General features: G+C 55.5%; 23 protein-coding genes. 19 read left to right on the top strand and 4 right to left on the bottom strand.

Features of this window, described 5'->3' with window-relative positions:
• Positions 1–182: 182 nt before the first annotated feature.
• The 4 genes from metE to RT644_RS21830 all read left to right on the top strand — a co-directional run bounded on the left by metE (position 183) and on the right by RT644_RS21830 (position 6,285).
• A complete protein-coding gene (metE, locus tag RT644_RS21845; RefSeq protein WP_313628084.1) occupies positions 183–2,444 on the top strand; it encodes a 5-methyltetrahydropteroyltriglutamate--homocysteine S-methyltransferase in 2,262 nt (753 codons plus the stop codon).
• A 131-nt stretch (positions 2,445–2,575) separates the two neighbouring features.
• On the top strand, positions 2,576–3,553 hold the full coding sequence (locus RT644_RS21840; RefSeq protein ID WP_313628082.1) for an ABC transporter substrate-binding protein: 978 nt from the start codon (positions 2,576–2,578) through the stop codon (positions 3,551–3,553).
• A gap of 3 nt (positions 3,554–3,556) precedes the next feature.
• Positions 3,557–5,269 carry an iron ABC transporter permease gene (locus RT644_RS21835; RefSeq protein ID WP_313628080.1) on the top strand — a complete coding sequence of 571 codons (1,713 nt, stop codon included), beginning with the start codon at positions 3,557–3,559 and terminating at the stop codon, positions 5,267–5,269.
• Positions 5,257–6,285, top strand: coding sequence for an ABC transporter ATP-binding protein (locus RT644_RS21830; protein WP_045512962.1), 1,029 nt, complete (start codon positions 5,257–5,259; stop codon positions 6,283–6,285). The genes RT644_RS21835 and RT644_RS21830 overlap by 13 nt, the downstream gene beginning before the upstream one ends.
• Before the next feature lie 32 nt (positions 6,286–6,317).
• On the opposite strand, the gene RT644_RS21825 is transcribed toward RT644_RS21830, so the two are convergent.
• Positions 6,318–7,124 (bottom strand): dienelactone hydrolase family protein, encoded by an 807-nt coding sequence (locus RT644_RS21825; RefSeq protein WP_020456035.1) that lies wholly within the window; start codon positions 7,122–7,124, stop codon positions 6,318–6,320.
• Positions 7,125–7,383: 259 nt separating this feature from the next.
• Here RT644_RS21825 and udp point away from each other — a divergent pair, with 259 nt between their 5' ends.
• From udp to tatD, 9 genes are all read left to right on the top strand, one after another.
• A complete protein-coding gene (gene udp / locus RT644_RS21820) occupies positions 7,384–8,145 on the top strand; it encodes a uridine phosphorylase (RefSeq protein ID WP_020456036.1) in 762 nt (253 codons plus the stop codon).
• Positions 8,146–8,280: 135 nt separating this feature from the next.
• Entirely contained in the window at positions 8,281–9,738 is a 1,458-nt protein-coding gene (rmuC, locus tag RT644_RS21815) for a DNA recombination protein RmuC (protein ID WP_044489543.1), read from the top strand.
• A 66-nt stretch (positions 9,739–9,804) separates the two neighbouring features.
• Positions 9,805–10,560 carry a bifunctional demethylmenaquinone methyltransferase/2-methoxy-6-polyprenyl-1,4-benzoquinol methylase UbiE gene (gene ubiE / locus RT644_RS21810; RefSeq protein WP_020456038.1) on the top strand — a complete coding sequence of 252 codons (756 nt, stop codon included), beginning with the start codon at positions 9,805–9,807 and terminating at the stop codon, positions 10,558–10,560.
• Between the two features lie 11 nt (positions 10,561–10,571).
• Positions 10,572–11,177 (top strand): SCP2 domain-containing protein, encoded by a 606-nt coding sequence (locus RT644_RS21805; protein WP_020456039.1) that lies wholly within the window; start codon positions 10,572–10,574, stop codon positions 11,175–11,177.
• Positions 11,174–12,814, top strand: coding sequence for a ubiquinone biosynthesis regulatory protein kinase UbiB (gene ubiB / locus RT644_RS21800; RefSeq protein WP_020456040.1), 1,641 nt, complete (start codon positions 11,174–11,176; stop codon positions 12,812–12,814). Before RT644_RS21805 ends, ubiB begins: the two co-directional genes overlap by 4 nt.
• Positions 12,815–12,930: 116 nt before the next feature.
• Positions 12,931–13,194: a Sec-independent protein translocase subunit TatA gene (gene tatA / locus RT644_RS21795; protein ID WP_020456041.1), complete on the top strand. Its 264-nt coding sequence runs from the start codon at positions 12,931–12,933 to the stop codon at positions 13,192–13,194.
• A gap of 3 nt (positions 13,195–13,197) precedes the next feature.
• Positions 13,198–13,722, top strand: a complete 525-nt coding sequence (tatB, locus tag RT644_RS21790; protein ID WP_045512964.1) for a Sec-independent protein translocase protein TatB — start codon at positions 13,198–13,200, stop codon at positions 13,720–13,722.
• A 2-nt stretch (positions 13,723–13,724) separates the two neighbouring features.
• Positions 13,725–14,489 carry a Sec-independent protein translocase subunit TatC gene (gene tatC, locus RT644_RS21785; protein WP_020456043.1) on the top strand — a complete coding sequence of 255 codons (765 nt, stop codon included), beginning with the start codon at positions 13,725–13,727 and terminating at the stop codon, positions 14,487–14,489.
• A 42-nt stretch (positions 14,490–14,531) separates the two neighbouring features.
• A complete protein-coding gene (gene tatD, locus RT644_RS21780) occupies positions 14,532–15,314 on the top strand; it encodes a 3'-5' ssDNA/RNA exonuclease TatD (protein WP_313628075.1) in 783 nt (260 codons plus the stop codon).
• An 8-nt stretch (positions 15,315–15,322) separates the two neighbouring features.
• On the opposite strand, the gene rfaH is transcribed toward tatD, so the two are convergent.
• The gene (gene rfaH, locus RT644_RS21775; RefSeq protein ID WP_017459761.1) at positions 15,323–15,811 is read right to left on the bottom strand and encodes a transcription/translation regulatory transformer protein RfaH; all 489 of its coding nucleotides are present in this window, start codon (positions 15,809–15,811) and stop codon (positions 15,323–15,325) included.
• A gap of 169 nt (positions 15,812–15,980) precedes the next feature.
• Here rfaH and ubiD point away from each other — a divergent pair, with 169 nt between their 5' ends.
• On the top strand, positions 15,981–17,489 hold the full coding sequence (gene ubiD, locus RT644_RS21770; RefSeq protein WP_170956385.1) for a 4-hydroxy-3-polyprenylbenzoate decarboxylase: 1,509 nt from the start codon (positions 15,981–15,983) through the stop codon (positions 17,487–17,489).
• Positions 17,486–18,187, top strand: coding sequence for an NAD(P)H-flavin reductase (gene fre, locus RT644_RS21765; RefSeq protein ID WP_313628073.1), 702 nt, complete (start codon positions 17,486–17,488; stop codon positions 18,185–18,187). Before ubiD ends, fre begins: the two co-directional genes overlap by 4 nt.
• Positions 18,188–18,660: 473 nt before the next feature.
• Here the strand turns inward: fre and fadA are convergent, their stop codons facing one another.
• A complete protein-coding gene (gene fadA / locus RT644_RS21760) occupies positions 18,661–19,824 on the bottom strand; it encodes an acetyl-CoA C-acyltransferase FadA (RefSeq protein ID WP_020456046.1) in 1,164 nt (387 codons plus the stop codon).
• 9 nt (positions 19,825–19,833) lie between these two features.
• Positions 19,834–22,023, bottom strand: a complete 2,190-nt coding sequence (fadB, locus tag RT644_RS21755; RefSeq protein WP_313628071.1) for a fatty acid oxidation complex subunit alpha FadB — start codon at positions 22,021–22,023, stop codon at positions 19,834–19,836.
• A 189-nt stretch (positions 22,024–22,212) separates the two neighbouring features.
• Between fadB and pepQ the strand changes: the two genes are divergently transcribed.
• From pepQ to hemG, 4 genes are read left to right on the top strand one after another with little or no spacing between them, the layout of a single operon-like run.
• The gene (pepQ, locus tag RT644_RS21750; protein ID WP_313628070.1) at positions 22,213–23,544 is read left to right on the top strand and encodes a Xaa-Pro dipeptidase; all 1,332 of its coding nucleotides are present in this window, start codon (positions 22,213–22,215) and stop codon (positions 23,542–23,544) included.
• A complete protein-coding gene (locus tag RT644_RS21745; protein ID WP_271064694.1) occupies positions 23,544–24,158 on the top strand; it encodes an IMPACT family protein in 615 nt (204 codons plus the stop codon). Before pepQ ends, RT644_RS21745 begins: the two co-directional genes overlap by 1 nt.
• A 41-nt stretch (positions 24,159–24,199) precedes the next feature.
• On the top strand, positions 24,200–25,651 hold the full coding sequence (trkH, locus tag RT644_RS21740) for a Trk system potassium transporter TrkH (protein ID WP_020456050.1): 1,452 nt from the start codon (positions 24,200–24,202) through the stop codon (positions 25,649–25,651).
• A gap of 11 nt (positions 25,652–25,662) precedes the next feature.
• Positions 25,663–26,205 carry a menaquinone-dependent protoporphyrinogen IX dehydrogenase gene (hemG, locus tag RT644_RS21735; RefSeq protein ID WP_020456051.1) on the top strand — a complete coding sequence of 181 codons (543 nt, stop codon included), beginning with the start codon at positions 25,663–25,665 and terminating at the stop codon, positions 26,203–26,205.
• Positions 26,206–26,312 lie beyond the last annotated feature (107 nt).

The following is a 26,312-nucleotide window of genomic DNA, read 5'->3' as shown; positions in this document are numbered from 1 at the left end:
TACACAATATGGATGTGTAAACATCTGGACGTCTAAAAATCCTGTGTCTTTCGAATTAATGGTGCGTTGGCTGCGCTCATTCACCCCAGTCACTTACTTCAGTAAGCTCCTGGGGATTCATGAACTTGCCGCCTTCCCTTAATCCGAAATCCTTTGGATTAACCCAATTGAAGAGGCTAAAAATGACAATTTTTAATCACACCCTCGGTTTCCCTCGCGTTGGCCTGCGTCGCGAGCTGAAAAAAGCGCAAGAGAGCTACTGGGCGGGCAACAGCTCCCGTGAAGAGCTGCTGGCGGTAGGGCGCGAGTTGCGCGCCCGCCACTGGGAGCAGCAAAAAGAGGCCGGTATCGATCTGCTGCCGGTGGGCGATTTCGCCTGGTACGACCATGTTCTGACCACCAGCCTGCTGTTGGGCAATGTGCCGGCTCGTCATCAGAACAACGACGGTTCCGTAGATATCGACACCCTGTTCCGCATTGGCCGTGGCCGCGCGCCAACCGGCGAACCGGCGGCAGCGGCGGAAATGACCAAATGGTTCAACACCAACTACCACTACATGGTGCCGGAGTTCAGCAAAGGCCAGCAGTTCAAACTGACCTGGACGCAACTGCTGGACGAAGTAGACGAAGCGCTGGCGCTCGGCCACAAGGTGAAACCTGTGCTGCTGGGCCCGGTCACTTACCTGTGGCTGGGTAAAGTGAAAGGCGAACAGTTTGATCGTTTAAGCCTGCTGAACGACATTCTGCCGGTCTACAAACAGGTGCTCGGCGAGCTGGCAAAACGCGGTATTGAGTGGGTACAAATCGACGAACCGGCGCTGGTGCTGGAGTTGCCACAAGCCTGGCTGGATGCGTTTAAACCAGCTTACGACGCGCTTTCCGGCCAGCTGAAGCTGCTGCTGACCACCTATTTTGAAGGCGTGACGCCGAACCTTGATGTGATCACTGCGCTGCCGGTGCAGGGGCTGCACGTTGATTTAGTACACGGCAAGGACAACGTGGCCGAGCTGCACTCGCGTCTGCCTGCTGACTGGCTGCTTTCTGCCGGTCTGGTGAATGGTCGTAATGTCTGGCGCGCCGATCTCACCGAGAAATATGCGCAAATCAACGAAGTGGTCGGTAAACGTCCGCTGTGGGTTGCCTCTTCGTGTTCTTTGCTGCACAGCCCGATCGATCTGAGTGTCGAAACGCGTCTGGATGTGGAAGTGAAAAGCTGGTTCGCCTTCGCCCTGCAAAAATGCCAGGAACTGGCGCTGCTGCGCGATGCGCTGAACAGCGGTAATACGGAAAAACTGGTGGAATGGAGCGCCCCGATTCAGGCGCGTCGCCACTCTACGCGCGTTCACAACACGGCAGTAGCGCAGCGTCTGGCGGCGATCACCGCGCAGGACAGCCAGCGTAACAGCCCGTACGCCGAGCGCGCGAAAGCCCAGCGCGAGCGCTTTAAGCTGCCTGCCTGGCCGACCACCACTATCGGCTCTTTCCCGCAGACTACTGAGATTCGCGGCCTGCGGCTGGATTTCAAAAAAGGCAATCTCGACGCGGGTAATTACCGCACTGGTATCGCCGAACATATCAAACAGGCGATTGTCGAGCAGGAGCGTCTGGGCTTAGACGTGCTGGTGCATGGCGAAGCCGAGCGTAATGACATGGTGGAGTACTTCGGTGAAAACCTAGATGGCTTCGTCTTTACACAAAACGGCTGGGTGCAGAGCTACGGCTCCCGCTGCGTAAAACCACCAGTGGTTATCGGCGACGTCAGCCGCCCGGAAGCGATTACCGTCGAGTGGGCGAAGTACGCGCAGTCGCTGACCGATAAACCGGTGAAAGGGATGCTGACCGGCCCGGTGACCATTCTTTGCTGGTCGTTCCCGCGTGAAGACGTGAGCCGCGAAACCATCGCCAAACAGATTGCGCTGGCACTGCGTGATGAAGTGGCGGATCTGGAAGCGGCAGGGATTGGCATTATCCAGATTGATGAACCGGCTCTGCGCGAAGGTTTGCCGCTGCGTCGCAGCGACTGGGACGCCTATCTGGCCTGGGGCGTGGAAGCTTTTCGCATCAACGCGGCGGTGGCGAAAGATGACACGCAGATCCATACCCATATGTGTTACTGCGAGTTTAACGACATCATGGATTCCATCGCCGCGCTGGATGCCGATGTGATCACCATTGAAACCTCGCGCTCGGATATGGAACTGCTGGAGTCGTTCGAAGAGTTTGAGTACCCGAACGAAATCGGCCCGGGTGTGTACGATATTCACTCGCCGAACGTACCGAGTGTCGAGTGGATCGAAGCACTGCTGCAAAAAGCCGCGCAGCGTATCCCGGCACAACGTTTGTGGGTGAACCCGGACTGCGGCCTGAAAACCCGCGGCTGGCCGGAAACCCGTAGCGCGCTGGCGAATATGGTGAAAGCCGCGCAGAACCTGCGTCAGCAGTAAGCCTTACCGCGCCGCCCGGTATGAAACCGGCGGCGCGTCATTCTTCTGTAACAAGCCAACATCGCTTCGGTAACATTTTTGTCAAACTCCCTTGTTTAAATCGTCGCAACGAAAACACAGGGGACTGAACCATGAGTAAGAAAAGTGTGCTGGCAGCGGTACTGCTGGCCATCATCAGTACGTCAGCTTTCGCCAAATCCACTCTGACGCTCTATACCAGCCAGCCCAATGAAGATGCGCAAATGACCGTCAGCGCCTTTGAAAAAGCGCACCTGGACATTGAAGTGAAATGGATCCGCGACGGAACTACCAAGCTGACCGCGCGTTTGCAGGCAGAGTTAGCCGCCGGTGGCGCCGCCCCGGACGTGCTGCTGATTGCCGACAGCGTGACCATGGAATCCCTGAAACAGCAAAATCTACTGGCGGCGTATAAATCACCGCAAGCGACGCGTTTTGATGCGCAGTTGTATGACAAAGAGGGCTACTACTACGGCACCAAACTGATCACCACTGGTATTGCTTATCACAGCAAAGCCCCGGTTAAGCCAAGCTCCTGGCAGGATCTGCTCAAACCGGAGCTGAAAAACATGACCACCCTGCCAAGCCCGCTCTATTCCGGCGCGGCGCAAATCCATCAGGCGACGCTGATGAACGATCCGGCGCTCGGCTGGCAATACTACGAGAAACTAAAAGAGAACGGTGCGATGCCGCAAAGCGGTAACGGCGCGGTGATGAGCGCGATTGCGTCCGGCAGCAAAGCCTATGGCGTGCTGGTGGATTACATGGCGATCCGCGAAAAAGCCAAAGGCGCACCGATTGAGTTCGTCTTCCCGAAAGAGGGCGTCAGCATTGTTACCGAGCCGGTAGCGATGATGAAAAACGCGAAAAACCCGCAGGCGGCGAAAGCGTTTATCGACTTTGTGCTCTCGGATGAGGGGCAAAAACTGGTGCTCCAGCAGGGCTATCTGCCCGCCGACGCCACCTTGCCGGTTCCGGCCGGGTTCCCGCCGCGCGACAGCATCAAGCTGATGCCGTTTGATGCAGCAAAAGCGTTGGCCGAGACGGAAGCCAATAAAAAGCGTTTTGCCGACCTGTTCGGAAACCGCTAATTGATGACCAGTATGACGCTGCGCCAGCACGCCAGCGGCGGCCCGGCAAAAGGGCTGCTCTGGCTGTTATTGTTTCTTGTTGCGCTACTGAGTCTGCTGCCCAGCCTGCGGTTGCTGGTCTCTGCGCTGGTTGACGGGCGCCACGGCAGCGACAGCAGTTTGTGGCGTGTGATGAGCAACCCTTCCACCTGGCTTGCGCTGTGGCACAGCCTGTATACCAGTGGGCTGGGCATGCTGCTGTCACTGCTGCTGGGTAGCCTGTTCGCTTTTTGCCTGGCGCTGACCAATATCCGCCTCAAACAGCTGTGGGTATTTCTGTTTATGCTGCCGATGATGATCCCGCCGCAGGTCACCGCGTTAAGCTGGCTGCAACTTTTGGGGCCGGGCAGCATCTTGCTTAATAGCATTGGTCTTGCGCCGGGGTTTGGCAGCAGCAACCCGCTCTATTCGGCAGAAGGCATCGCATTGCTGCTCGGCATTCAGCATGCGCCGCTGGTGTTTCTGGCGCTGCGCACCCAGCTACAGTGTTTGCCAAAAGAGCATATTGAAGCCGCACGATTACACGGCGCATCGCTGTGGCGGGTGTTCTTCGACATTGTGTTGCCGCTGTGCCGTACTGCATTGTGGGCCGGGGCGGCGATCGCGTTTGTTTCGGCGCTCGGTAATTTTGGTATTCCGGCGATGCTGGGCATCCCGATTTCCTACTTTGTACTGCCTGTGTATATCTATCAGACGCTTTCCAGCTTTGGCCCGGCGATGCTGAACGACGTGGCGGCGCTGTCGGTGCTGATGGGGATGCTGGCAATTGGCATTGTCACGCTGCAAGGCCACATGCAGCGGCGTTATGCGCTGCCGTTGATTGGCATGGCGGGGCGCGCGCTGGGTTTCACCCTCGGCAAATGGCGGCTGGCGGTCGAGTTATTATTGGCGGCAATGCTGTGTGCCATCCTGCTCGCGCCGCTAGTGGCGCTAATTACCACCTCGCTGGTGCCGACGCTTGGCGTCGCGCTGAATAGTGAAACGCTTACCTTTGCCGCCTGGCGAGGGATCTTTGATGCGCAAAGCGCCACGTTACGCGCGCTCAGCAACAGCCTGTTTTTATCGATCTCGGCGGCTGTGGTGTTGATGTTGCTCAGCCTGCCGCTGGCGTGGCTGCTGGTGCGCTACCCGAACCGGCCGTTGCGCTGGCTGTATTTAATTATCGACATCCCCTATACCTTGCCCGGCGTGGTGCTGGCGATTGCCTGTATTCTGCTGTTTGCTCGCCCATTGCCGCTGATCGATATCAGCCTTAGCGGCACGCTGGGCATTATCTTTTTCGCCTACCTCGCACGTTTCCTCACGGTTTGCCTGAAGCCGGTGCACAGCAGCATGCTGCAACTGGATCCCGCAATGGAAGAAGCCGCCAGCCTGGCTGGGGCGAACTTCTCCCGGCGACTGCGCCATATCGTCCTGCCGTTGCTGGCACCGGCGGCGTTTGCCGGGGCGTTGCTGGTATTCCTCACAGCGGTGAATGAACTCACCGTCTCGGCGCTGCTGTGGAGCGCCGGGAAAGAGACGCTGGGCGTGGTGATTTTTAACCTTGATGAGAGCGGCGATAAGGTGCTGGCATCTGCGCTTTCCGTGCTGGTTGTCATTCTGGTGGCACTGGTGATGCTGCTACTCAGCGCGCTTGGCCGCTATTTACCAAAAGGAGTGATCCCTTGGCAGAGCTGAGACTGGAACATCTAAGCAAAGCATTTGCCGGCCAGACCGTGGTGCGGGATATCAATCTGACCATTCCACAGGGGGCGTTTACCGCCCTGTTGGGGCCAAGCGGCTGCGGCAAAACCACCACGCTGCGTATTCTTGCGGGGCTTGAGACCTTGAGCGAAGGGCGCTTATGGCTGGGCGATCGTCTGCTGGCAGATAAAACGCTGCACACTCCGCCGGAGCAGCGCGATATGGGGATGGTCTTTCAGTCTTATGCGCTGTGGCCGCATATGACGGTTGCCGGGAACGTGGGCTACCCGCTAAAGCTGCGCAATGTGAACGGCGCTGCGCGTCACAAGCAGGTGATGGACGCGCTGGAGGTGGTTGAACTGGGTGCTTACGCCGCACGTTCGCCGCAAGAGTTAAGCGGCGGTCAGCGTCAACGCGTGGCGCTGGCGCGCTGCCTGGTCGCGGAGCCACAAGTGGTGTTGCTTGATGAACCGCTGGCAAACCTCGATCGCCATCTTCGTGCCACCATGGAACAGACTTTCCGTGATTTTCATCGCCGCACTGGCGCAACGTTTGTCTATGTCACCCATGATCAGGCGGAAGCGATGGCGCTCGCCAGCCATATCGCGGTGATGCACCAGGGCGAACTGATGCAGTGGGGCGCACCGCAGGCGCTGTATCAGCAGCCGCAGAATGGCTGGGTGGCGCGTTTTATTGGTAAGGGGAGTGTGCTGATGCTGGCGACGCCCGCCGGGGTACAGCAACTGGATGGCGCGCAAATGCATGCTGGGCTGGCGCATACTGGCGCGGATCTTCACCAGCCAGTGCTGGTTCGCCCCGAACATGTACAGGTAACGAGTGAGGGACTGAGCGCTGAGGTCCAAAGCTGCATTTATCAGGGCGAGCGCTATTTGCTTGATTTACGCCTGCGCGATGGGCAAACGCTGAGTGCCTTTCATCATGCGCCGCTGCAATGCAAACAGGTCGTGGCGGTACGTTTGACCCAGGGCTGGCGTCTCGAAACAGCATGAGGTGCGCCGGGCATTTACTCCGGCGCACACCGTCACTTTTTACTGTACTGCGCAAACCATGCCAGCATCCGCTGCCAGCCATCAGCGGCGGATTCTGCGTGATAGCTCGGACGATAGTCCGCATTAAACGCGTGGCCCGCTTCGGGGTAGACGATGATTTCCGCTTTGGCGTTCGCGGCTCTCAGCGCCTGGCGCATGGTTTCCACGCTCTCCAGCGGAATGCCGGTATCCTGCGCGCCATATAAACCGAGCACTGGCGCGGTAAGTTCAGTGGCAATATCCACCGGATGGCGCGGAGAATTAAGTGATTTTTCCCCCACCAGCTTGCCATACCAGGCGACGGCGGCTTTCAACTGCGGATTGTGCGCGGCATACAGCCAGGCGATACGCCCGCCCCAGCAAAAACCGGTCACTAAGAGTTGGTGAGCGTTCCCGCCGTTACGCGCCGCCCAGCTGGCGACGTGATCCAAATCGGCAAGCACTTGCGCGTCCGGTACTTTGCTTACCAGGCCGCTCAGCAGGGTTTGAATATCGGCAAAATCATTCGGATCGCCCTGACGGAAATAGAGCTCCGGCGCGATGGCGAGGTAGCCTTCCAGCGCCAGACGTCGGCACAGATCGCGAATATGCTCATGCACGCCGAAAATTTCCTGTACCACAATGACAATCGGCAAGGGACCTTCGGCATTTTTCGGTCGGGCGTGAAAAGCGGGCATATTTTCGCCCTGGGTCGGAATAGACGTTTCGCCTGCGATTAAGGCGTCTTCCGACGTATGAACAACGGTTGAAGCAAGGGGTGAAGCCGCAGGTGCAAAGCCTGGTGTGTTGTTGGTTGTCATGGCATTCTCCATACCTTTTTTAGCGCTTCAATAACTATAGACGGGAAGGCCTGCCGCGCGCGCAAATCACCGTGCCGTAGACTATCTTTGCTGCTGAGTTGTGGGATGTGTCGTGTTAATGTGATGTAAGTCACTAATTTCTGGAAATGAACTGCAATCAGTTTCATTCATGGTGATGTCAGTCACGAAATTATGCCCGTGCCTTCTGTAAAGTATCTTTTTGCCTCTACTGATAAAACCGACCACAGAGGAGTCTGTTATGTCCAAGTCTGATGTTTTTCATCTCGGCCTCACCAAAAACGATTTACAAGGGGCTACGCTGGCCATCGTCCCTGGCGATCCGGAGCGTGTGGAAAAGATCGCCGCGCTGATGGATAAGCCGGTCAAACTGGCATCCCACCGCGAATTCACCAGCTGGCGCGCAGAGCTGGATGGCAAACCGGTTATCGTTTGTTCCACCGGCATCGGCGGCCCGTCAACCTCTATCGCCGTAGAAGAACTGGCGCAGCTTGGCATCCGCACTTTCCTGCGTGTGGGCACCACCGGTGCGATTCAGCCGCACATCAATGTTGGCGACGTGCTGATCACCACCGCGTCCGTGCGCCTTGATGGCGCGAGCCTGCACTTTGCGCCGATGGAGTACCCGGCGGTGGCGGATTTTGAGTGCACTACCGCGCTGGTTGCCGCAGCGGATGCGATTGGCGCAACGAAACATATCGGCGTGACTGCCTCTTCTGACACCTTCTACCCAGGCCAGGAGCGTTACGACACCTTCTCTGGCCGCGTGGTGAGCCGCTTTAAAGGTTCCATGGAAGAGTGGCAATCCATGGGCGTGATGAACTATGAAATGGAATCCGCCACGCTGCTGACCATGTGCGCAAGCCAGGGGCTGCGTGCCGGTATGGTTGCCGGTGTGATTGTAAACCGCACCCAGCAAGAGATCCCGAATGCGGAAACCATGAAGCAGACCGAAAGCCACGCGGTGAAAATCGTGGTGGAAGCGGCGCGTCGTCTTCTGTAATTCACCTTCCCGTTTGATAAGGCCGACGCGTTCGGCCTTTTCTTTTTGCGTACTGCTTCGCAGGAAAACCCCTTCCAAACTGGACGTTTATACAGCACAATCCTCCGCTATATGCGTTATCACTAAGGGGACGTGGTGGACACTTCAATCATCGTCATGGCAGCCGTTGCGCTGGCGGGTTTACTGGTCGGCTGGTTGGCAGCAAGCTGGCGCGGGGCGCAGCAGCAGGCGGATCTGCTCGCGGAGCAGCGAGATGTCTTTAGCGAACTGAGCGCCGCCCGGCAGCAGATAACCCAAAACGAACACTGGCGCGAAGAGTGCGAGCTGCTCAATAACGAGCTGCGCAGCCTGCAACATATCAATAGCTCGCTGGAAGCTGATTTGCGCGAAGTGACGACCCGACTGGAAGCTACCCAGTTACATGCCGAAGAGAAGCTGCGCCAGATGCACAGCAGCGAGCAGCGCTTGAGCGAGCAGTTCGAAAATCTCGCTAACCGCATCTTTGAGCAGAGCAATCGCCGCGTCGATGAACAAAACCGACAAAGTCTGAACGGTCTGCTAACGCCGCTGCGCGAGCAGCTTGATGGCTTTCGTCGCCAGGTGCAGGAGAGTTTTGGTCAGGAAGCGCGTGAACGGCATACGCTGGCGCATGAAATTCGCAACCTGCAACAGCTCAATGCCCAGATGGCGCAGGAAGCGATTAACCTGACGCGCGCGCTGAAAGGCGATAACAAAACCCAGGGTAACTGGGGGGAAGTGGTGCTGACACGCGTGCTGGAAGCCTCTGGTCTGCGTGAAGGTTATGAATACGAAACTCAGGTCAGTATTGAAAATGACCATCGCGCGCGAATGCAGCCGGATGTGATCGTGCGTCTGCCGCAGGGCAAAGACGTGGTGATCGACGCCAAAATGACGCTGGTCGCCTATGAACGTTACTTCAATGCCGACGACGACTTTACGCGCGAAGGCGCGTTACAGGAACATATCGCCTCGGTACGCAACCATATTCGCTTGCTTGGTCGTAAGGATTACCAGCAACTGCCGGGGTTGCGCAGCCTGGATTATGTGTTGATGTTTATCCCGGTGGAGCCGGCCTTTTTGATTGCGCTCGACAGGCAACCCGAACTGATCACCGAAGCGCTGAAAAATAATATTATGCTGGTCAGCCCGACGACACTGCTGGTGGCGCTACGCACCATCGCCAACCTGTGGCGTTATGAACACCAAAGCCGCAATGCGCAGCAGATCGCGGAGCGGGCGAGCCGCCTGTATGACAAAATGCGCCTGTTCGTTGACGATATGTCATCCATTGGCCAGAGTCTGGATAAAGCGCAGGACAATTATCGTCAGGCAATGAAAAAACTGAGTTCCGGGCGCGGCAATCTGCTGGCCCAGGCCGAGGCGTTTCGCGGGCTCGGTGTCGAAATCAAACGCGAGATTAATCCGGAATTGGCGGCGCAAGCACAGGATCAGGACGAAGAGTTTCGTTTGCGTTCCGGGCAAAACGATTCCCTCGATTGCTTTGAAGACAATGCATTAGAGAGCATGGCCGCGGACGAGGAGCCCGAATCGAAGGCTTCTTCGGGTGGTTGAATCGTAGGGCAATCGCCTCCAATCTGATACACTTCACAAACAATTTCTTGAATAGCAGGCACTAAGATGGCGGAAGATTCAAAAGAGACAACACACTTTGGTTTTCAGACCGTCGCCAAAGAAAACAAAGCCGACATGGTGGCGCATGTCTTCCATTCGGTCGCGTCAAAATATGACGTCATGAACGATCTGATGTCGATGGGCATTCACCGTTTATGGAAGCGCTTTACCATTGATTGCAGCGGCGTGCGTCGCGGTCAGAAAGTTCTCGATCTGGCCGGTGGTACGGGCGATCTGACGGCGAAGTTCTCCCGCCTGGTGGGTGAAACCGGCCAGGTTGTGCTGGCAGATATCAACGACTCGATGCTGAAAATGGGGCGCGAAAAACTGCGCAACCTCGGCGTGATTGGTAACGTAGAGTATGTGCAGGCAAATGCTGAAGCCTTGCCGTTCCCGGACAATACTTTCGACTGCATCACCATCTCGTTTGGTCTGCGTAACGTGACGGAAAAAGAGAAAGCGCTGCGCTCCATGTTCCGCGTTTTGAAACCGGGCGGTCGCCTGCTGGTGCTCGAATTTTCCAAGCCAATTATTGAACCGCTGAGCAAAGCCTATGACGCTTACTCTTTCCACGTCCTGCCGCGTATTGGTCAACTGGTAGCAAACGACGCGGAAAGCTATCGCTATCTTGCTGAATCCATCCGTATGCACCCCGATCAGGACACCCTGAAAGCGATGATGCAGGACGCCGGTTTCGAAAACGTCGATTACTACAACATGACGGCCGGTATCGTTGCTCTGCACCGTGGCTACAAATTCTGACAGGAGTGCGTATGCCTTTTAAGCCGATGGTTGCCGCCGGAATTGAACGTGTATTGAATACGTTTTTATACCGTGAAGGCGCGCTGAAACCCGCGCGCCAGCGTTTGCATGGCAAGGTGTTGCGCGTAGTGCTGCAAGAGTTCTCTTCCCCCTTTGTGCTGGTGTTCAGTGAGCGCCAGATTGATGTATTAGGCGAGTGGGAAGGTGAGGCCGACTGTTCCGTGATTACGCAACTGCGGGTACTGCCGAAGCTGCGTGACCGCCAGCAGCTGACTGCGCTTATTCGCAGCGGCGAGCTGGAAGTGCAGGGCGATATCCAGGTGGTGCAAAACCTGGTTTCGCTGATGGATTTGGCGGAATTCGATCCTGCCGAGATCCTCGCACCATGGACAGGCGATATCGCCGCTGAGGGGATCAGTAAATTCCTTCGCGGCGGGGCACGCTTTCTGCAACACGGTTTTCAACGCCAGCAACGCTATGTCGCTGAAGTGCTGACGGAAGAGTGGCGCCTTGCGCCGGGCGCACTGGAAGTTGCCTGGTTTGCTGAAGAAACGGCTGCTGTGGAAAGGGCTGCGGATGCCTTAGCCAAACGCCTGGATAAACTGGAGGGCAAATGACGCCTGGAGAATTACGGCGCCTCTATTTCATCATCCAAACCTTTTTAAGTTACGGGCTTGATGAGCTCATTCCCAAAATGCGTATCACTCTGCCGCTGCGGTTATGGCGGCGGACGCTGTTCTGGATGCCAAACCGGCACAAAGAAAAATTGCTTGGGGAACGCCTGCGTCTTGCCTTGCAGGAACTGGGGCCGGTGTGGATTAAGTTCGGGCAAATGTTGTCTACTCGCCGTGATCTATTCCCGCCGCTGATTGCCGATCAACTGGCAATGTTGCAGGACCGCGTTGCGCCTTTCGATGGTCATCTCGCTAAAAAGCAGATTGAAAAAGCGATGGGTGATCTGCCGGTGGAAACCTGGTTTGATGACTTCGCCATCGAACCGCTGGCCTCTGCGTCCATTGCGCAGGTGCATACAGCGCGGTTGAAAGAGAGTGGAAAAGAGGTGGTGATTAAGGTCATCCGCCCGGACATTCTGCCGGTGATCAAAGCGGATTTGAAACTGATTTACCGCCTGGCGGGCTGGGTTCCACGCCTGTTACCGGACGGTCGTCGCCTGCGCCCGCGTGAAGTGGTGCGCGAGTATGAGAAGACGCTGATTGATGAGCTGGATCTGCTGCGTGAAGCCGCTAACGCGATCCAGTTGCGCCGCAACTTTGAAAACAGCCCAATGCTGTACGTGCCGGAAATCTACTCGGATTATTGCAGCCAAAATATGCTGGTAATGGAGCGTATTTACGGCATTCCGGTTTCCGATGTGGCGGCGCTGGAGAAAAACGGCACCAATTTAAAATTGCTGGCCGAACGCGGTGTGCAGGTCTTTTTCACCCAGGTTTTCCGCGACAGCTTTTTCCATGCCGACATGCACCCTGGCAATATTTTCGTCAGCTACGATCACCCGGAAGATCCGCAATATATCGGTATTGACTGCGGTATTGTCGGTTCGCTGAACAAAGAAGATAAGCGCTACCTGGCGGAAAACTTTATTGCCTTCTTTAACCGCGACTATCGCAAAGTGGCGGAGCTGCATGTGGATTCAGGCTGGGTTCCGCCGGATACCAATGTAGAAGAGTTCGAGTTTGCCATTCGCACCGTGTGTGAGCCGATCTTTGAAAAGCCGCTGGCGGAAATCTCCTTTGGGCATGTGCTGCTCAACCTCTTCAATACGGCACGTCGCTTTAATATGGAAGTGCAGCCGCAACTGGTCCTGTTGCAGAAAACATTGCTCTATATCGAAGGTGTCGGCCGTCAGCTCTATCCGCAACTGGATTTATGGAAAACCGCGAAACCTTTCCTTGAAACGTGGATCAAAGATCAGGTGGGTATTCCGGCGCTGGTCAGAGCGTTGAAAGAGAAAGGCCCATTCTGGATCGAGAAAATGCCGGAAATTCCTGAACTGATCTACAACGGGTTGCAGCAAGGCAAGCATTTGCAGCAAAGCGTGGATAAGATTGCCAGTGAATTACAGGCAAACCATGTGCGCCAGGGGCAATCACGCTATCTGTTTGGTATTGGCGCGACGCTCTTACTGAGCGGTACGCTGTTACTGATTAATCGACCAGAGTGGGGTTTAACGCCTGCATGGCTAATGGTAGGTGGCGTTCTGGCCTGGTTTGTGGGTTGGTATAAAACACGTTAAGCGAAACGCCGCCCGGGTGGGCCTGGTGCACAGAAGCTGTCAACAAAGAGGCAGCTTAATGGATAAAGTGTATACTGGGGCCTGTTTTTAACATCATCTGTTACAGAGGACTATGTATGGGTGGTATCAGCATTTGGCAGTTGTTGATTATTGCGGTCATCGTGGTGCTGCTGTTTGGCACCAAAAAGCTCGGTTCTATAGGTTCAGACCTTGGCGCATCCATCAAAGGCTTCAAAAAAGCTATGGGTGATGACGATAAAGAGGAAAAGCAGGATAAATCGGCACAAGATGCGGATTTTACGGCAACGTCTCTTTCCGACAGCAAGACATCCGACGACGCTAAAAAAGACGAAAAACGTCACGACAAAGAGCAGGTGTAATTCGTGTTTGATATAGGTTTTGGCGAACTGTTACTCGTTTTCATCATTGGCCTCGTGGTATTAGGGCCGCAACGGCTACCCGTGGCTGTGCGCACTGTAGCGGGCTGGGTCCGCGCGCTGCGCTCGCTGGCAACGACGGTGCAGAATGAACTGACGCAGGAACTGAAGCTGCAGGAGTTCCAGGACAGCCTGAAAAAGGTGGAAAAAGCGAGTCTGGAAAACCTGACGCCAGAGTTAAAGCAGTCGATGGATGAGCTGCGCCAGGCGGCGGAATCAATGAAGCGCTCCTATAGCGCTAACGATGCCGAAAAAGCCAGTGATGAAGCTCATACCATCCATAACCCGGTGGTGAAAGATAACGAAGCGCAGCATGAAGGCGTTACGCCTGCCGCCGCTGAAAATCAGGCCAGTTCGCCACAGCAAGTCCCCGATGCTGCAGAAACGAAAAAAGCGCCGCAGGTGACTACCACGGTGCAAACGGCCTCGCCGGTTTCCGACTCCACACCTTCTTCAAGTGATAAATCCTGAACATGGCTGTAGACGATACCCAACCGCTGATCGCACATCTTATTGAGCTGCGTAAGCGTCTGCTGAACTGCATTATCGCCGTTATCGTGATTTTCCTCGCGCTGGTTTACTTCGCGAATGATATCTATCAACTGGTTTCCGCACCGCTCATCAAGCAGATGCCATTGGGCGCGACGATGATCGCCACCGACGTGGCCTCGCCGTTTTTTACGCCGATCAAACTGACCTTTATGGTGTCGCTGATCCTTTCCGCGCCGGTCATTTTGTATCAGGTCTGGGCGTTTGTCGCTCCGGCGTTATACAAGCATGAACGTCGTCTGGTGGTGCCGCTGCTGGTTTCCAGTTCGCTGCTGTTTTACATCGGCATGGCATTCGCCTATTTCGTAGTGTTCCCGCTGGCCTTCGGTTTCCTGACACACACCGCGCCGGAAGGCGTGCAGGTTTCTACCGATATTGCCAGTTATCTTAGCTTCGTGATGGCGCTGTTTATGGCTTTCGGCGTCTCGTTTGAAGTGCCGGTTGCTATCGTGCTGCTGTGCTGGATGGGCGTGACCACGCCTGCGGACTTGCGGCAAAAACGTCCGTACGTTTTGGTTGGCGCGTTCGTTATTGGTATGTTGCTAACGCCACCGGATGTCTTCTCGCAGACCTTACTGGCAATACCGATGTATTGCCTGTTCGAAGTCGGCGTCTTTTTTGCTCGCTTCTACGTCGGCAAGCGCCGCATTCCGGATGAAGAGAACGAAACAGAAACCAGCGAAGAGTAATTACCAGCCGCCCGTCAGGGCGGTTGTTGTATGGGAAAAAACATGTTTGATATCGGTGTGAATTTAACCAGCAGCCAGTTTGCAAAAGACCGGGATGAGATCGTGGCACGGGCGCAAGCGGCGGGTGTGGCGGGTATGCTCATTACCGGAACTAACCTGCATGAAAGCCAGCAGGCACAGCAACTTGCTCAACGCTATCGTCATTGCTGGTCCACTGCCGGTGTGCATCCGCATGACAGTAGTGGCTGGACCGATGAAACCGCAGAGACGATCCGCACGCTGGCAGCTACAGCGGAAGTCGTTGCCGTGGGTGAGTGTGGGCTGGATTTCAACCGTAATTTTTCGACGCCGAAGGAGCAGGAGTACGCTTTCGGTGCGCAGCTGTCGCTGGCCGCTGAGCTAAACATGCCGGTGTTTCTGCACTGCCGCGATGCGCATGAACGGTTCCTGGCGCTGCTGGATCCGTGGCTGGATAAGTTGCCCGGTGCGGTGCTGCACTGTTTCACCGGTTCGGCGCAGGAAGCACGAGAGTGTCTCGATCGCGGTATTTACTTAGGCATTACCGGCTGGGTGTGCGATGAACGTCGCGGGTTGGAATTACGTGAAGTGGTTCCGCTGATCCCCGCCGGGCAGCTATTGATTGAAACCGATGCGCCCTACTTGTTGCCGCGCGATCTCAAACCAAAGCCTGCGTCGCGGCGTAATGAACCGGCACTGCTGGGGCATATTCTTGCCACAGTTGCCGGGCTTCGTGGGGAAGAGGCTCAGTGGCTGGGTTCAGTAACGGATCAGAACGTGCGGCGATTATTCGGCGTGGATTTTTAACGCGACGCTCACGCCTTGCGAAAATCGGTGTTCTTGACGCTTTGCAGTACCTGCTTGTTAAGCAGGTGGAGTAAGAGCATGGAGCGCGCCTCGCCGTCCGGCTCTTTAAAGATTGCCTGTAAACCTTCGAGTGCGCCCTCGGTGATCACCACATCATCGCCTGGATAAGGCGTGTCAGGGTCGGTAATCCCTTCTGGCTGATAGAGTGAAAGTTGCTGAATAACGGATTGCGGAACGGTTGCCGGATGCATACCAAAGCGGACGAAATGGCTGACGCCGCGCGTGGCGTTGATCGTGGTGGTATGAATCACCTCAGGATCAAACTCCACAAACAAATAGTTCGGGAAAAGAGGTTCGTTCACTGTTGTGCGTTTGCCGCGCACCATTTTTTCCAGTGCAATCATAGGCGTCAGACAGCTGACCGCCTGGCGTTCTAAGTGTTCCTGGGCGCGCTGGAGCTGGCCACGTTTGCAGTAAAGTAGATACCAGGATCGCATAATGACTCTTTTCCGTAAGTTCGGGCGCAAGAATATCAAAACCGCAGCATGATGGCTAAGTTGATTATAACCTGCGCCAAAAGATGTCGTTGTAATTCACGCAGATTTAACAAAAATACAGCAACCGCCGGGCGAACACCGTATAATATGCCCTTACCTGGAGGCGATAATAGACCGCATGAAATACAACGACCTACGCGACTTCCTGACCCTGCTTGAGCAGCAGGGCGAGCTGAAACGCATCACTCTTCCGGTTGACCCTTATCTGGAAATGACGGAAATAGCCGACCGCACGCTGCGTGCGGGTGGCCCGGCGTTGTTATTTGAAAATCCCAAAGGCTACACCATGCCAGTGCTGTGCAACTTATTTGGCACGCCGCGCCGCGTAGCGCTGGGCATGGGGCAAGAGGATGTCAGCGCGTTGCGGGACGTGGGCAAACTGCTGGCGTTTCTCAAAGAACCGGAGCCGCCAAAAGGTTTTCGCGATCTCTTTGATAAACTGCCGCAGTTTAAGCAAGTGCTGAACATGCCGACAAAGCGTCTGCGCGGTGCTCCTTGCCAGCAAAAAGTAGTGCAGGGTGATGACGTGGATCTGCGCAACATCCCGATTATGCAGTGCTGGCCCGAAGACGCCGCGCCGCTGATCACCTGGGGGCTGACCGTGACGCGTGGCCCGCACAAAGAGCGGCAGAACCTGGGTATTTATCGCCAACAACTGATCGGTAAAAACAAATTAATCATGCGCTGGCTTTCCCATCGCGGCGGTGCGCTCGATTTCCAGGAGTGGCAGGCAGCGCATCCTGGCGAACGTTTCCCGGTTGCTGTGGCGCTGGGCGCCGATCCGGCAACCATCCTTGGTGCAGTAACGCCGGTGCCGGATACGCTTTCTGAATATGCTTTCGCCGGGCTTCTGCGCGGCACAAAAACCGAAGTGGTGAAGTGCGTATCCAGCGATCTTGAAGTTCCCGCCAGTGCAGAAATCGTGCTGGAAGGCTATATTGAGCCGGGTGAGATGGCGCCGGAAGGGCCGTATGGCGATCACACCGGTTATTACAACGAAGTTGATAATTTCCCGGTGTTTACGGTTACCCATATTACGCAGCGCGAAGATGCGATTTACCACTCCACTTATACTGGCCGTCCGCCAGATGAGCCGGCAGTGCTGGGCGTGGCACTAAACGAAGTGTTCGTGCCGATCCTGCAAAAGCAGTTCCCGGAAATCGTTGATTTTTACCTGCCGCCGGAAGGGTGCTCCTATCGCCTGGCGGTAGTCACCATGAAGAAACAGTACCCCGGTCACGCCAAGCGCGTGATGATGGGCGTCTGGTCTTTCCTGCGTCAGTTTATGTACACCAAATTTGTGATCGTGTGCGATGACGATGTGAACGCCCGCGACTGGAATGACGTTATTTGGGCGATTACCACCCGAATGGATCCTGCGAGGGATACGGTTCTGGTGGAAAACACGCCGATTGATTATCTGGATTTTGCCTCGCCGGTTTCCGGACTGGGCTCCAAAATGGGACTGGATGCCACCAATAAATGGCCGGGCGAGACCCAGCGTGAATGGGGCCGCCCCATCAAGAAAGACCCGGAAGTTACGGCAAGAATCGACGCCATCTGGGATGAACTGGCCATACTGAACGACGAAAATAGACCCGACAGAGAGAGCGCATGACAACCTTAAGCTGTAAAGTGACCTCGGTAGAGGCCATCACTGATACCGTATATCGTGTCCGTTTAGTGCCGGAGGCGACTTTTTCGTTCCGCGCGGGCCAGTATCTGATGGTGGTGATGGATGAGCGAGACAAGCGCCCGTTCTCGATGGCCTCGACGCCGGATCAGCATGATTTTATCGAACTGCATATTGGCGCGTCTGAGCTGAATCTCTACGCGATGGCGGTGATGGATCGCATTCTGAAAGATCGGGAAATCGTTATCGATATTCCGCACGGCGATGCCTGGCTGCGTGACGATGAAGAGCGTCCGATGGTGCTGATTGCCGGTGGTACCGGCTTCTCGTATGTCCGCTCTATTTTGCTGACCTCTCTGGCGCAAAACCCGAATCGTGACATCACCATTTACTGGGGTGGTCGCGAAGAGAAACATCTCTACGATTTAAGCGAGCTGGAAGCGTTGTCGGTAGATCATCCGAATCTACGTGTTGTGCCCGTCGTTGAGCAGCCGGAAGCGGGCTGGCGCGGCCGCTCTGGCACCGTGCTGGCTGCGGTATTGCAGGATTTCGGTTCGCTGGCCGAGCACGATATCTATATTGCAGGCCGTTTCGAGATGGCGAAAATTGCCCGCGATCTGTTCTGTAATGAGCGCGGTGCGCGTGAAGATCGCCTGTTTGGCGATGCGTTTGCGTTTATCTAAGCCTGTCTTCACCTTTGTCACTCTGGCCGCGCTGGCTGCCTTCGCTTTCCCCGGCCACATAGTTCACTATGCTGCCGGGGAATGATTTAGTCCTGCCCTGATCTGCCGCCAGCGGCTTTGATATCGCCTTTTCTCTTTACTCTATGCGGTGGTTGCCTGCCGGATAACAGAAATAAAAAACCCGCCCCTGACAGGCGGGAAGAACGGCAACTAAACCTTCTTTTACCCTTGACGCCATCGCGTGTTGGCTACTTTCGCTCACCCCGGTTACATACCACTATGCTGCCGGGTATTCACTCAGTTGCCGCTTTGCTCTGGCACCAATGGCTTGACAGATCTTTTCTCTTTGCCCTAATCGCCATCCGCACTGCTGGCTGCTTTTGCTCACCCCGGCTGCGTGCTGGGGATCCGCTCTGTTGCTGCCTTGCTCTGGCGTTCATGGTATTGAGATAGCACTTTTCCTGCCTGAAGCGCTAAACGCGTTCAAACACCGTAGCGATCCCCTGACCTAACCCGATGCACATGGTCGCCAGACCAAATTGTGCGTCTTTACGTTCCATCAGGTTCAGCAGCGTGGTGCTGATACGTGTTCCTGAGCAGCCCAGCGGGTGACCAAGCGCAATCGCGCCGCCGTTGAGGTTGATCTTCTCATCGATCTGCTCCATAAGGCCCAGATCTTTAATACACGGCAGGATCTGCGCGGCAAACGCTTCATTCATCTCAAACAGGTCGATATCGCTGGCGGTCAATCCGGCTTTTTTCAGCGCCAGTTGAGAAGCCGGAACCGGGCCATAGCCCATGATCGACGGATCGCAGCCAACCACCGCCATCGAACGAATGCGCGCGCGCGGCTTAAGACCTAGCTCACGGGCGCGGCTCTCGCTCATCACCAGCATGGCTGATGCACCGTCTGACAGCGCGGAAGAGGTGCCAGCGGTAACTGTGCCGCTTACCGGATCAAAGGCCGGGCGCAGCGTTGACAGTGCTTCGACTGTGGTTTCCGGGCGGATCACTTCGTCATAGGTAAACTGTTTCAGTACACCGTCCGCATCGTGACCGCCGGTAGGGATTAACTCATTTTTAAACGCACCGGATTGCGTCGCGGCCCAGGCGCGGGCATGGGAGCGAGCGGCAAAGGCATCCTGCATTTCACGGCTGATGCCGTGCATGCGCGATAACATTTCCGCGGTAAGCCCCATCATTCCCGCCGCTTTCGCGACGTTACGGCTCATGCCCGGATGAAAATCAACGCCGTGACTCATCGGTACATGGCCCATATGTTCCACGCCGCCGACCATACAAACCTGCGCATCGCCGGTCATGATCATGCGCGCGGCATCGTGTAAGGCCTGCATTGAGGAGCCGCAAAGACGGTTAACCGTTACGGCGGGTACAGAATGTGGGATCTCAGCCAGCAGCGCGGCGTTACGGGCAATGTTGAAGCCCTGTTCCAGCGTCTGCTGCACACAACCCCAGTAAATGTCGTCGATGGCGGTGGCGTCCAGCGCCGGGTTACGCGCCAGCAGGCTACGCATCAGGTGAGCGGAAAGATCTTCCGCCCGCACATTGCGAAATGCGCCGCCTTTTGAACGGCCCATCGGGGTGCGAATCGCATCGACAATGACAACGTGTTCCATTGTGACTCCTTAAGCCGTTTTCAAATCGCCCACCGGGCGCGCAGGTTCAACCGCAGGATAGTAAGGTTCATTGTGGCGCGCTTTTTCACGCAGCCCGGCCGGCACTTCATACAGCGGGCCAAGGTGCTGATAATGCTGCGCCATATCGAGGTATTTCGCGCTGCCGAGCGTATCCAGCCAGCGGAACGCACCGCCGTGGAACGGAGGGAAGCCCAGGCCGTAAACCAGCGCCATATCTGCTTCTGCGGGGCTGGCGATAATGCCTTCTTCAAGGCAACGCACCACTTCGTTGACCATCGGGATCATCATGCGCGCGATAATGTCGTCCTCGCTGAAATCCTGTTTGCCTTTGCTGATTTCCGCCAGCATACCGTCCACGGCGCTGTCTTCTTCTTTCTTCGGTTTGCCTTTGCTGTCTTCTTTATAGCGCCAGAAACCGAGGCCATTTTTCTGTCCAAAGCGGTTAGCGTCGAATAGCGCGTCAATCGCATCGCGATAATCTTTCTGCATCCGCTGCGGGAATCCAGCCGCCATCACTGCCTGTGCGTGATGTGCGGTGTCAATGCCGACGACATCCAGCAGATAAGCCGGGCCCATCGGCCAGCCGAACTGTTTTTCCATCACATTGTCGACTTTGCGGAAATCCGCGCCGTCGCGCAGCAACTGGCTGAAACCGGCAAAGTAGGGGAACAGCACGCGGTTCACAAAGAAACCTGGGCAGTCGTTGACCACAATCGGCGTTTTGCCCATTTTGCTCGCCCAGGCCACCACTTTCGCGATGGTGTCGTCAGAGGTTTTCTCGCCGCGAATGACCTCAACCAGCGGCATACGGTGCACCGGGTTGAAGAAGTGCATGCCGCAGAAATTTTCCGGCCGCTTCAGCACACTTGCCAGTTCGCTGATGGGAATGGTGGAGGTGTTGGAGGCCAAAACGGTATCCGGTCGAACCTTGTCTTCTGTTTCCGCCAGCACCGCTTTTTTCACTTTCGGGTTTTCTACCACCGCTTCAACCACCACATCGACACGCTCAAAACCAGCGTATTCCAGCGTTGGCTGAATAGTGGCAATCACGTTCGCCAGCTTCAGGCCATCGATCTTGCCGCGTTCAAGCTGCTTATTCAGCAACTTACCAGCTTCATTAATGCCAAGCGCGAGGGATTTCTCATTAATATCTTTCATTAATACCGGCACGCCTTTCCAGGCCGACTGGTAAGCGATACCGCCGCCCATAATGCCAGCACCCAGCACAGCAGCATGTTTTGGCGTTTCAGTATCTTTGGTGAGTTTCTTCGCTTTGCCTTTTACATACTGGTCATTGAGGAAAATGCCGACCAGCGCGCGGGCTTCGTTGGTATGTGCGAGCGGAACAAAACTCTGGTTTTCCAGCTTCAGCGCTTCTTCGCGGCCAAATCTGGCGGCGGCTTCAATGGTTTTAACCGCAGTGATCGGCGCCGGGTAATGTTTTCCGGCGGTTTGCATCACCATGCCTTTGGCGATGGTAAAGCTCATGGCGGCTTCGATTTTACTCAGCTTCAACGGCTCCAGTTTCGGCTGGCGTTTGGCTTTCCAGTCGAGATCGCCATTAATCGCCTGACGCAGGATCGCCACCGCGCCATCGCGCAATTTCTCCGGTTTGACGATGCCATCGACCAGGCCGATTTTCAGCGCTTGTTCCGCGCCGACATCTTTCCCGGCGGCGATGATCTCCAGTGCGCTATCGGCACCCAGCAAACGTGGCATGCGCACCGATCCGCCAAAGCCCGGCATAATGCCGAGTTTGGTTTCCGGCAGGCCAATGCGCAGATCCGGCGTGGCTAAGCGGTAGTCTGTTGCCAGCACACATTCGCAGCCGCCACCGAGGGCATAGCCATTTACGGCGGAGATCGTCGGAACGGGCAGATCTTCCAGACGATTAAAGACGCTGTTGGCGAAGTACAGCCATTGGCTCAACTGTTCTTCCGGAACCAGGAACAGGGAGAGGAATTCGGTGATATCGGCACCGACAATAAAGGCCGCTTTTTCCGAGCGCAGCAGCAGCCCTTTTAAATCTGATTGCTTTTCCAGCACGCCCAACGCTTCGCCAAGGCTGGCGACGGTAGCGGTATCAAGCTTGTTAACTGAGCCAGGCGCATCGAACACCAGTTCGGCGATGCCGTCTTCCAGCCAGTCGAGGTACAGGTTATTGCCTTTGTAGAGCATGTCAGTCTCCTGAATCCAGCGGTGATCTGGTCGTACCAGATGAAGCGGAGTGTGGTTTTTATGTTAATAAAATGCAAACAACTCATTAAAAAAATGCAGCGCCGATCACGCTCGGCGGAAATCACTCAGTTGCGGGCAGGTGTGCTAAGATGCGAAAACTTGAGGTCACAAGAAACAGAAGGAAAAACGATGGACTCACTGGCTGAACTTTATAAAAATCATATTGTTACTTTGCAGGAACGTACCCGTGATGTGCTGGCGCGGTTTAAACTCGACGCATTACTTATTCACTCCGGCGAGTTGTTTAACGTCTTTCTTGATGACCACCCTTATCCGTTTAAAGTGAACCCGCAATTTAAAGCCTGGGTGCCGGTAACGCAGGTGCCGAACTGCTGGCTGCTGGTTGATGGCGTGAATAAACCGAAGCTGTGGTTCTACTTGCCGGTGGACTACTGGCACAACGTAGAGCCGCTGCCTACCAGTTTCTGGACCGAAGAGATTGACGTTATTGCGTTGCCAAAAGCGGACGGTATTGGCAACCAACTGCCAGCCGCACGTGGCAACATCGCTTATATTGGGCCTGTTGCGGAACGCGCGTTGAGTCTTGATATCGCGGCAAGCAATATCAACCCGAAAGGGGTGATTGATTATCTGCACTATTACCGCGCGTATAAAACCGATTATGAACTGGCGTGCATGCGTGAAGCGCAGAAGACGGCGGTGATTGGTCATCGCGCCGCGCATGAGGCGTTCCAGTCCGGCATGAGCGAGTTCGACATCAACCTCGCCTATCTGACCGCCACCGGCCATCGCGATACTGACGTGCCTTATGGCAACATTGTGGCGCTGAACGAACACGCCGCTGTGCTGCATTACACCAGGCTCGACCATCGCGCACCGGCGGAAATGCGCAGTTTCTTGCTGGATGCTGGCGCGGAGTACAACGGCTATGCCGCTGACCTGACCCGTACCTGGGCGGCGAACAGCGACACCGATTACGCGCAACTGGTGAAAGACGTCAATGATGAACAACTGGCGCTGATTGCCACCATGAAAGCGGGTGTCAATTACGTGGAGTACCATGTGCAGTTCCATCAGCGCATCGCGAAGTTGCTGCGTCGCCACCAAATCATCACCGATATCAGTGAAGAAGCCATGGTTGAGGAGGACATTACCGGGCCGTTTATGCCGCACGGTATTGGTCACCCGCTTGGCTTGCAAGTGCATGATGTCGCTGGTTTTATGCAAGACGACAGCGGTACGCATCTGGCTGCGCCATCGAAATATCCGTATCTGCGCTGCACGCGTGTGATGGAACCGCGCATGGTGCTGACCATCGAGCCGGGTATTTACTTTATTGAGTCGCTGTTAGCGCCGTGGCGTGAGGGCCCGCTCAGCAAGCACTTTAACTGGCAGAAGATTGATGCGCTGAAACCGTTTGGCGGCATTCGTATTGAAGATAACGTGGTTATCCACGAAAACGGTATTGAAAACATGACGCGGGACCAGAAGCTGGCGTAATGGAGAGCTGGCTGATCCCGGCGGCACCGGTCACCTTTAGCGAGGAGATCAAAAAGAGCCGCTTTATTACGCTGCTGGCGCATACGGACGGTGTTGACGCAGCAAAAGCGTTTGTTGACGCGGTTCGGGCGGAACATCCGGACGCGCGTCATCACTGTGTAGCGTGGGTCGCTGGCGCGCCGGATGATTCGCAGCAGTTAGGCTTTTCTGACGATGGCGAACCGGCAGGCACGGCGGGTAAACCGATACTCTCGCAGTTAATGGGCAGCGGTGTCGGCGAAATTACCGCCGTAGTTGTGCGATATTATGGCGGCGTGCTGCTGGGAACCGGTGGGCTGGTGAAAGCTTATGGCGGCGGGGTGCAGCAGGCGCTAAGCCTGTTAACCACCGTCCGCAAAATGCCATTAACCGAATATACTTTGTGGTGCGATTACGCACAGCTCGCCGGAGTTGAAACGCTGCTTGGGCAATTTGAGGGGAAAATTGTCGCAAGCGAGTATCAGGCCTCCGTGCATCTGCGAGTGGCGCTTCCTCACAGCAGACTGGACGCATTTTCAGCAAGGCTTGCGGATTTTAGTCGTGGCGCATTGCAATTGTTAAAAACTGAAGAATAATCCCCCACCTGATTTTCTGAACACCTAAGGAAGCGGCAGAGATGCAATTTCGCGCCATAACCCGAATCGTTGGACTGCTGGTTATCCTCTTTTCCGGAACGATGATCTTACCCGGACTGGTAGCCCTTATTTACCGCGATGGTGCGGGTCGTGCATTTACCCAGACCTTTTTCGCTGCGTTGGTCATTGGCTCCATCCTGTGGTGGCCAAACCGTCGGGAGAAAAAGGAACTGAAATCCCGCGAAGGCTTTTTGATCGTCGTGCTGTTCTGGACCGTGCTGGGGAGTGTGGGTGCGCTACCGTTTATTTTCTCGGAAAGCCCGAACCTGACGGTGACCGACGCCTTTTTTGAATCCTTCTCTGGTCTGACGACAACCGGAGCCACCACGCTGGTGGGGCTGGATTCGTTGCCGCATGCCATCCTCTTCTACCGCCAGATGCTGCAATGGTTTGGTGGTATGGGGATCATTGTCCTGGCGGTCGCGATACTGCCGATTCTGGGCGTGGGGGGGATGCAGCTTTACCGCGCGGAGATGCCAGGGCCACTGAAAGATAACAAAATGCGCCCGCGTATTGCCGAAACGGCAAAAACGCTGTGGCTTATTTATGTGTTGCTGACTGTAGCGTGCGCGCTGGCGCTGTGGTTTGCCGGGATGCCCGCTTTTGACGCCATCGGCCATAGCTTCGCGACCATCGCCATTGGCGGCTTCTCGACACATGATGCCAGCGTGGGTTATTTCAATAGCCCCACCATTAACACCATCATTGCTATCTTCTTATTGATCTCCGGCTGTAATTACGGCCTGCACTTCTCTTTGCTGAGCGGGCGCAGCCTGAAAGTTTACTGGCGCGATCCTGAATTCAGAATGTTTATCGGCGTGCAACTGACGCTGGTAGTGATCTGCACCGTGGTGCTGTGGTTCCACGATGTTTACAGCTCTGCGGTAACGACGGTGAACCAGGCTTTCTTTCAGGTGGTGTCGATGGCGACCACTGCCGGGTTTACCACTGACAGTATTGCGCGTTGGCCGCTGTTCTTGCCGGTGTTGCTACTGTGTTCGGCGTTTATTGGTGGCTGTGCGGGTTCTACCGGTGGTGGTTTGAAAGTGATCCGTATATTGCTGCTGTTCAAACAGGGTAACCGCGAGCTGAAACGTCTGGTGCACCCGAATGCGGTTTACAGCATTAAGCTGGGGAATCGCGCTTTGCCGGAACGTATTCTTGAAGCAGTGTGGGGGTTCTTCTCTGCTTATGCGCTGGTGTTTATTGTCAGCATGCTGGCGATTATCGCCACAGGCGTGGATGACTTTTCTGCTTTTGCTTCCGTTGTCGCCACGCTGAATAACCTGGGGCCAGGGCTGGGCGTAGTTGCTGATAACTTCGCGAGCATGAACCCGGTGGCGAAGTGGATCCTCATCGCGAATATGCTGTTTGGTCGCCTTGAAGTCTTCACATTGTTGGTACTGTTTACCCCAACTTTCTGGCGCGAATAAGGGAGTGTGACGTGAAAACATTGATTCTATTTTCGACCCGGGATGGGCAAACGCGGGAAATCGCCTCTTATCTGGCGTCCGAGCTGAAAGAGCTTGGTGTCTATGCTGATGTGGTGAACCTGAACCGTACGCCAGATATTGAATGGGATAACTACGAGCGCGTGGTGATTGGTGCATCTATCCGTTACGGCCATTTCCACCCGGCGCTGGCGAGCTTCGTGAAAAAGCACCTGCAGCAGCTGAATGCGCTACCGAGCGCGTTCTACTCCGTTAACCTTGTTGCACGTAAGCCTGAGAAAAGCTCTCCGCAAACCAATAACTATACCCGTAAATTTTTGCTCTCTTCACCGTGGCAGCCAGATCAGTGCGCGGTATTTGCCGGTGCGTTGCGTTATCCACATTATCGTTGGTATGACCGCTTGATGATTCAACTGATTATGAAGATGACCGGTGGCGAAACGGATCCCACTAAGGAAGTTGTCTATACCAACTGGCAGCATGTGGCGAGTTTTGCCCGCGAAATCGCTCAATTAAAGTGCAAATCGACCGATTAGCGGCCGTTGCGACTGAAAATTAAGCGAACGAAAACTTTTTTTAAATTTATGCTTGTCAGCGGGAATTAACTCCCTATAATGCGCCTCCACTGACACGGCACAACGGC

The sequence above is a fragment of the Kosakonia sp. genome (assembly GCF_032104925.1).
GTDB lineage: Bacteria > Pseudomonadota > Gammaproteobacteria > Enterobacterales > Enterobacteriaceae > Kosakonia.
This window is presented reverse-complemented; position numbering and strand designations above follow the sequence as displayed.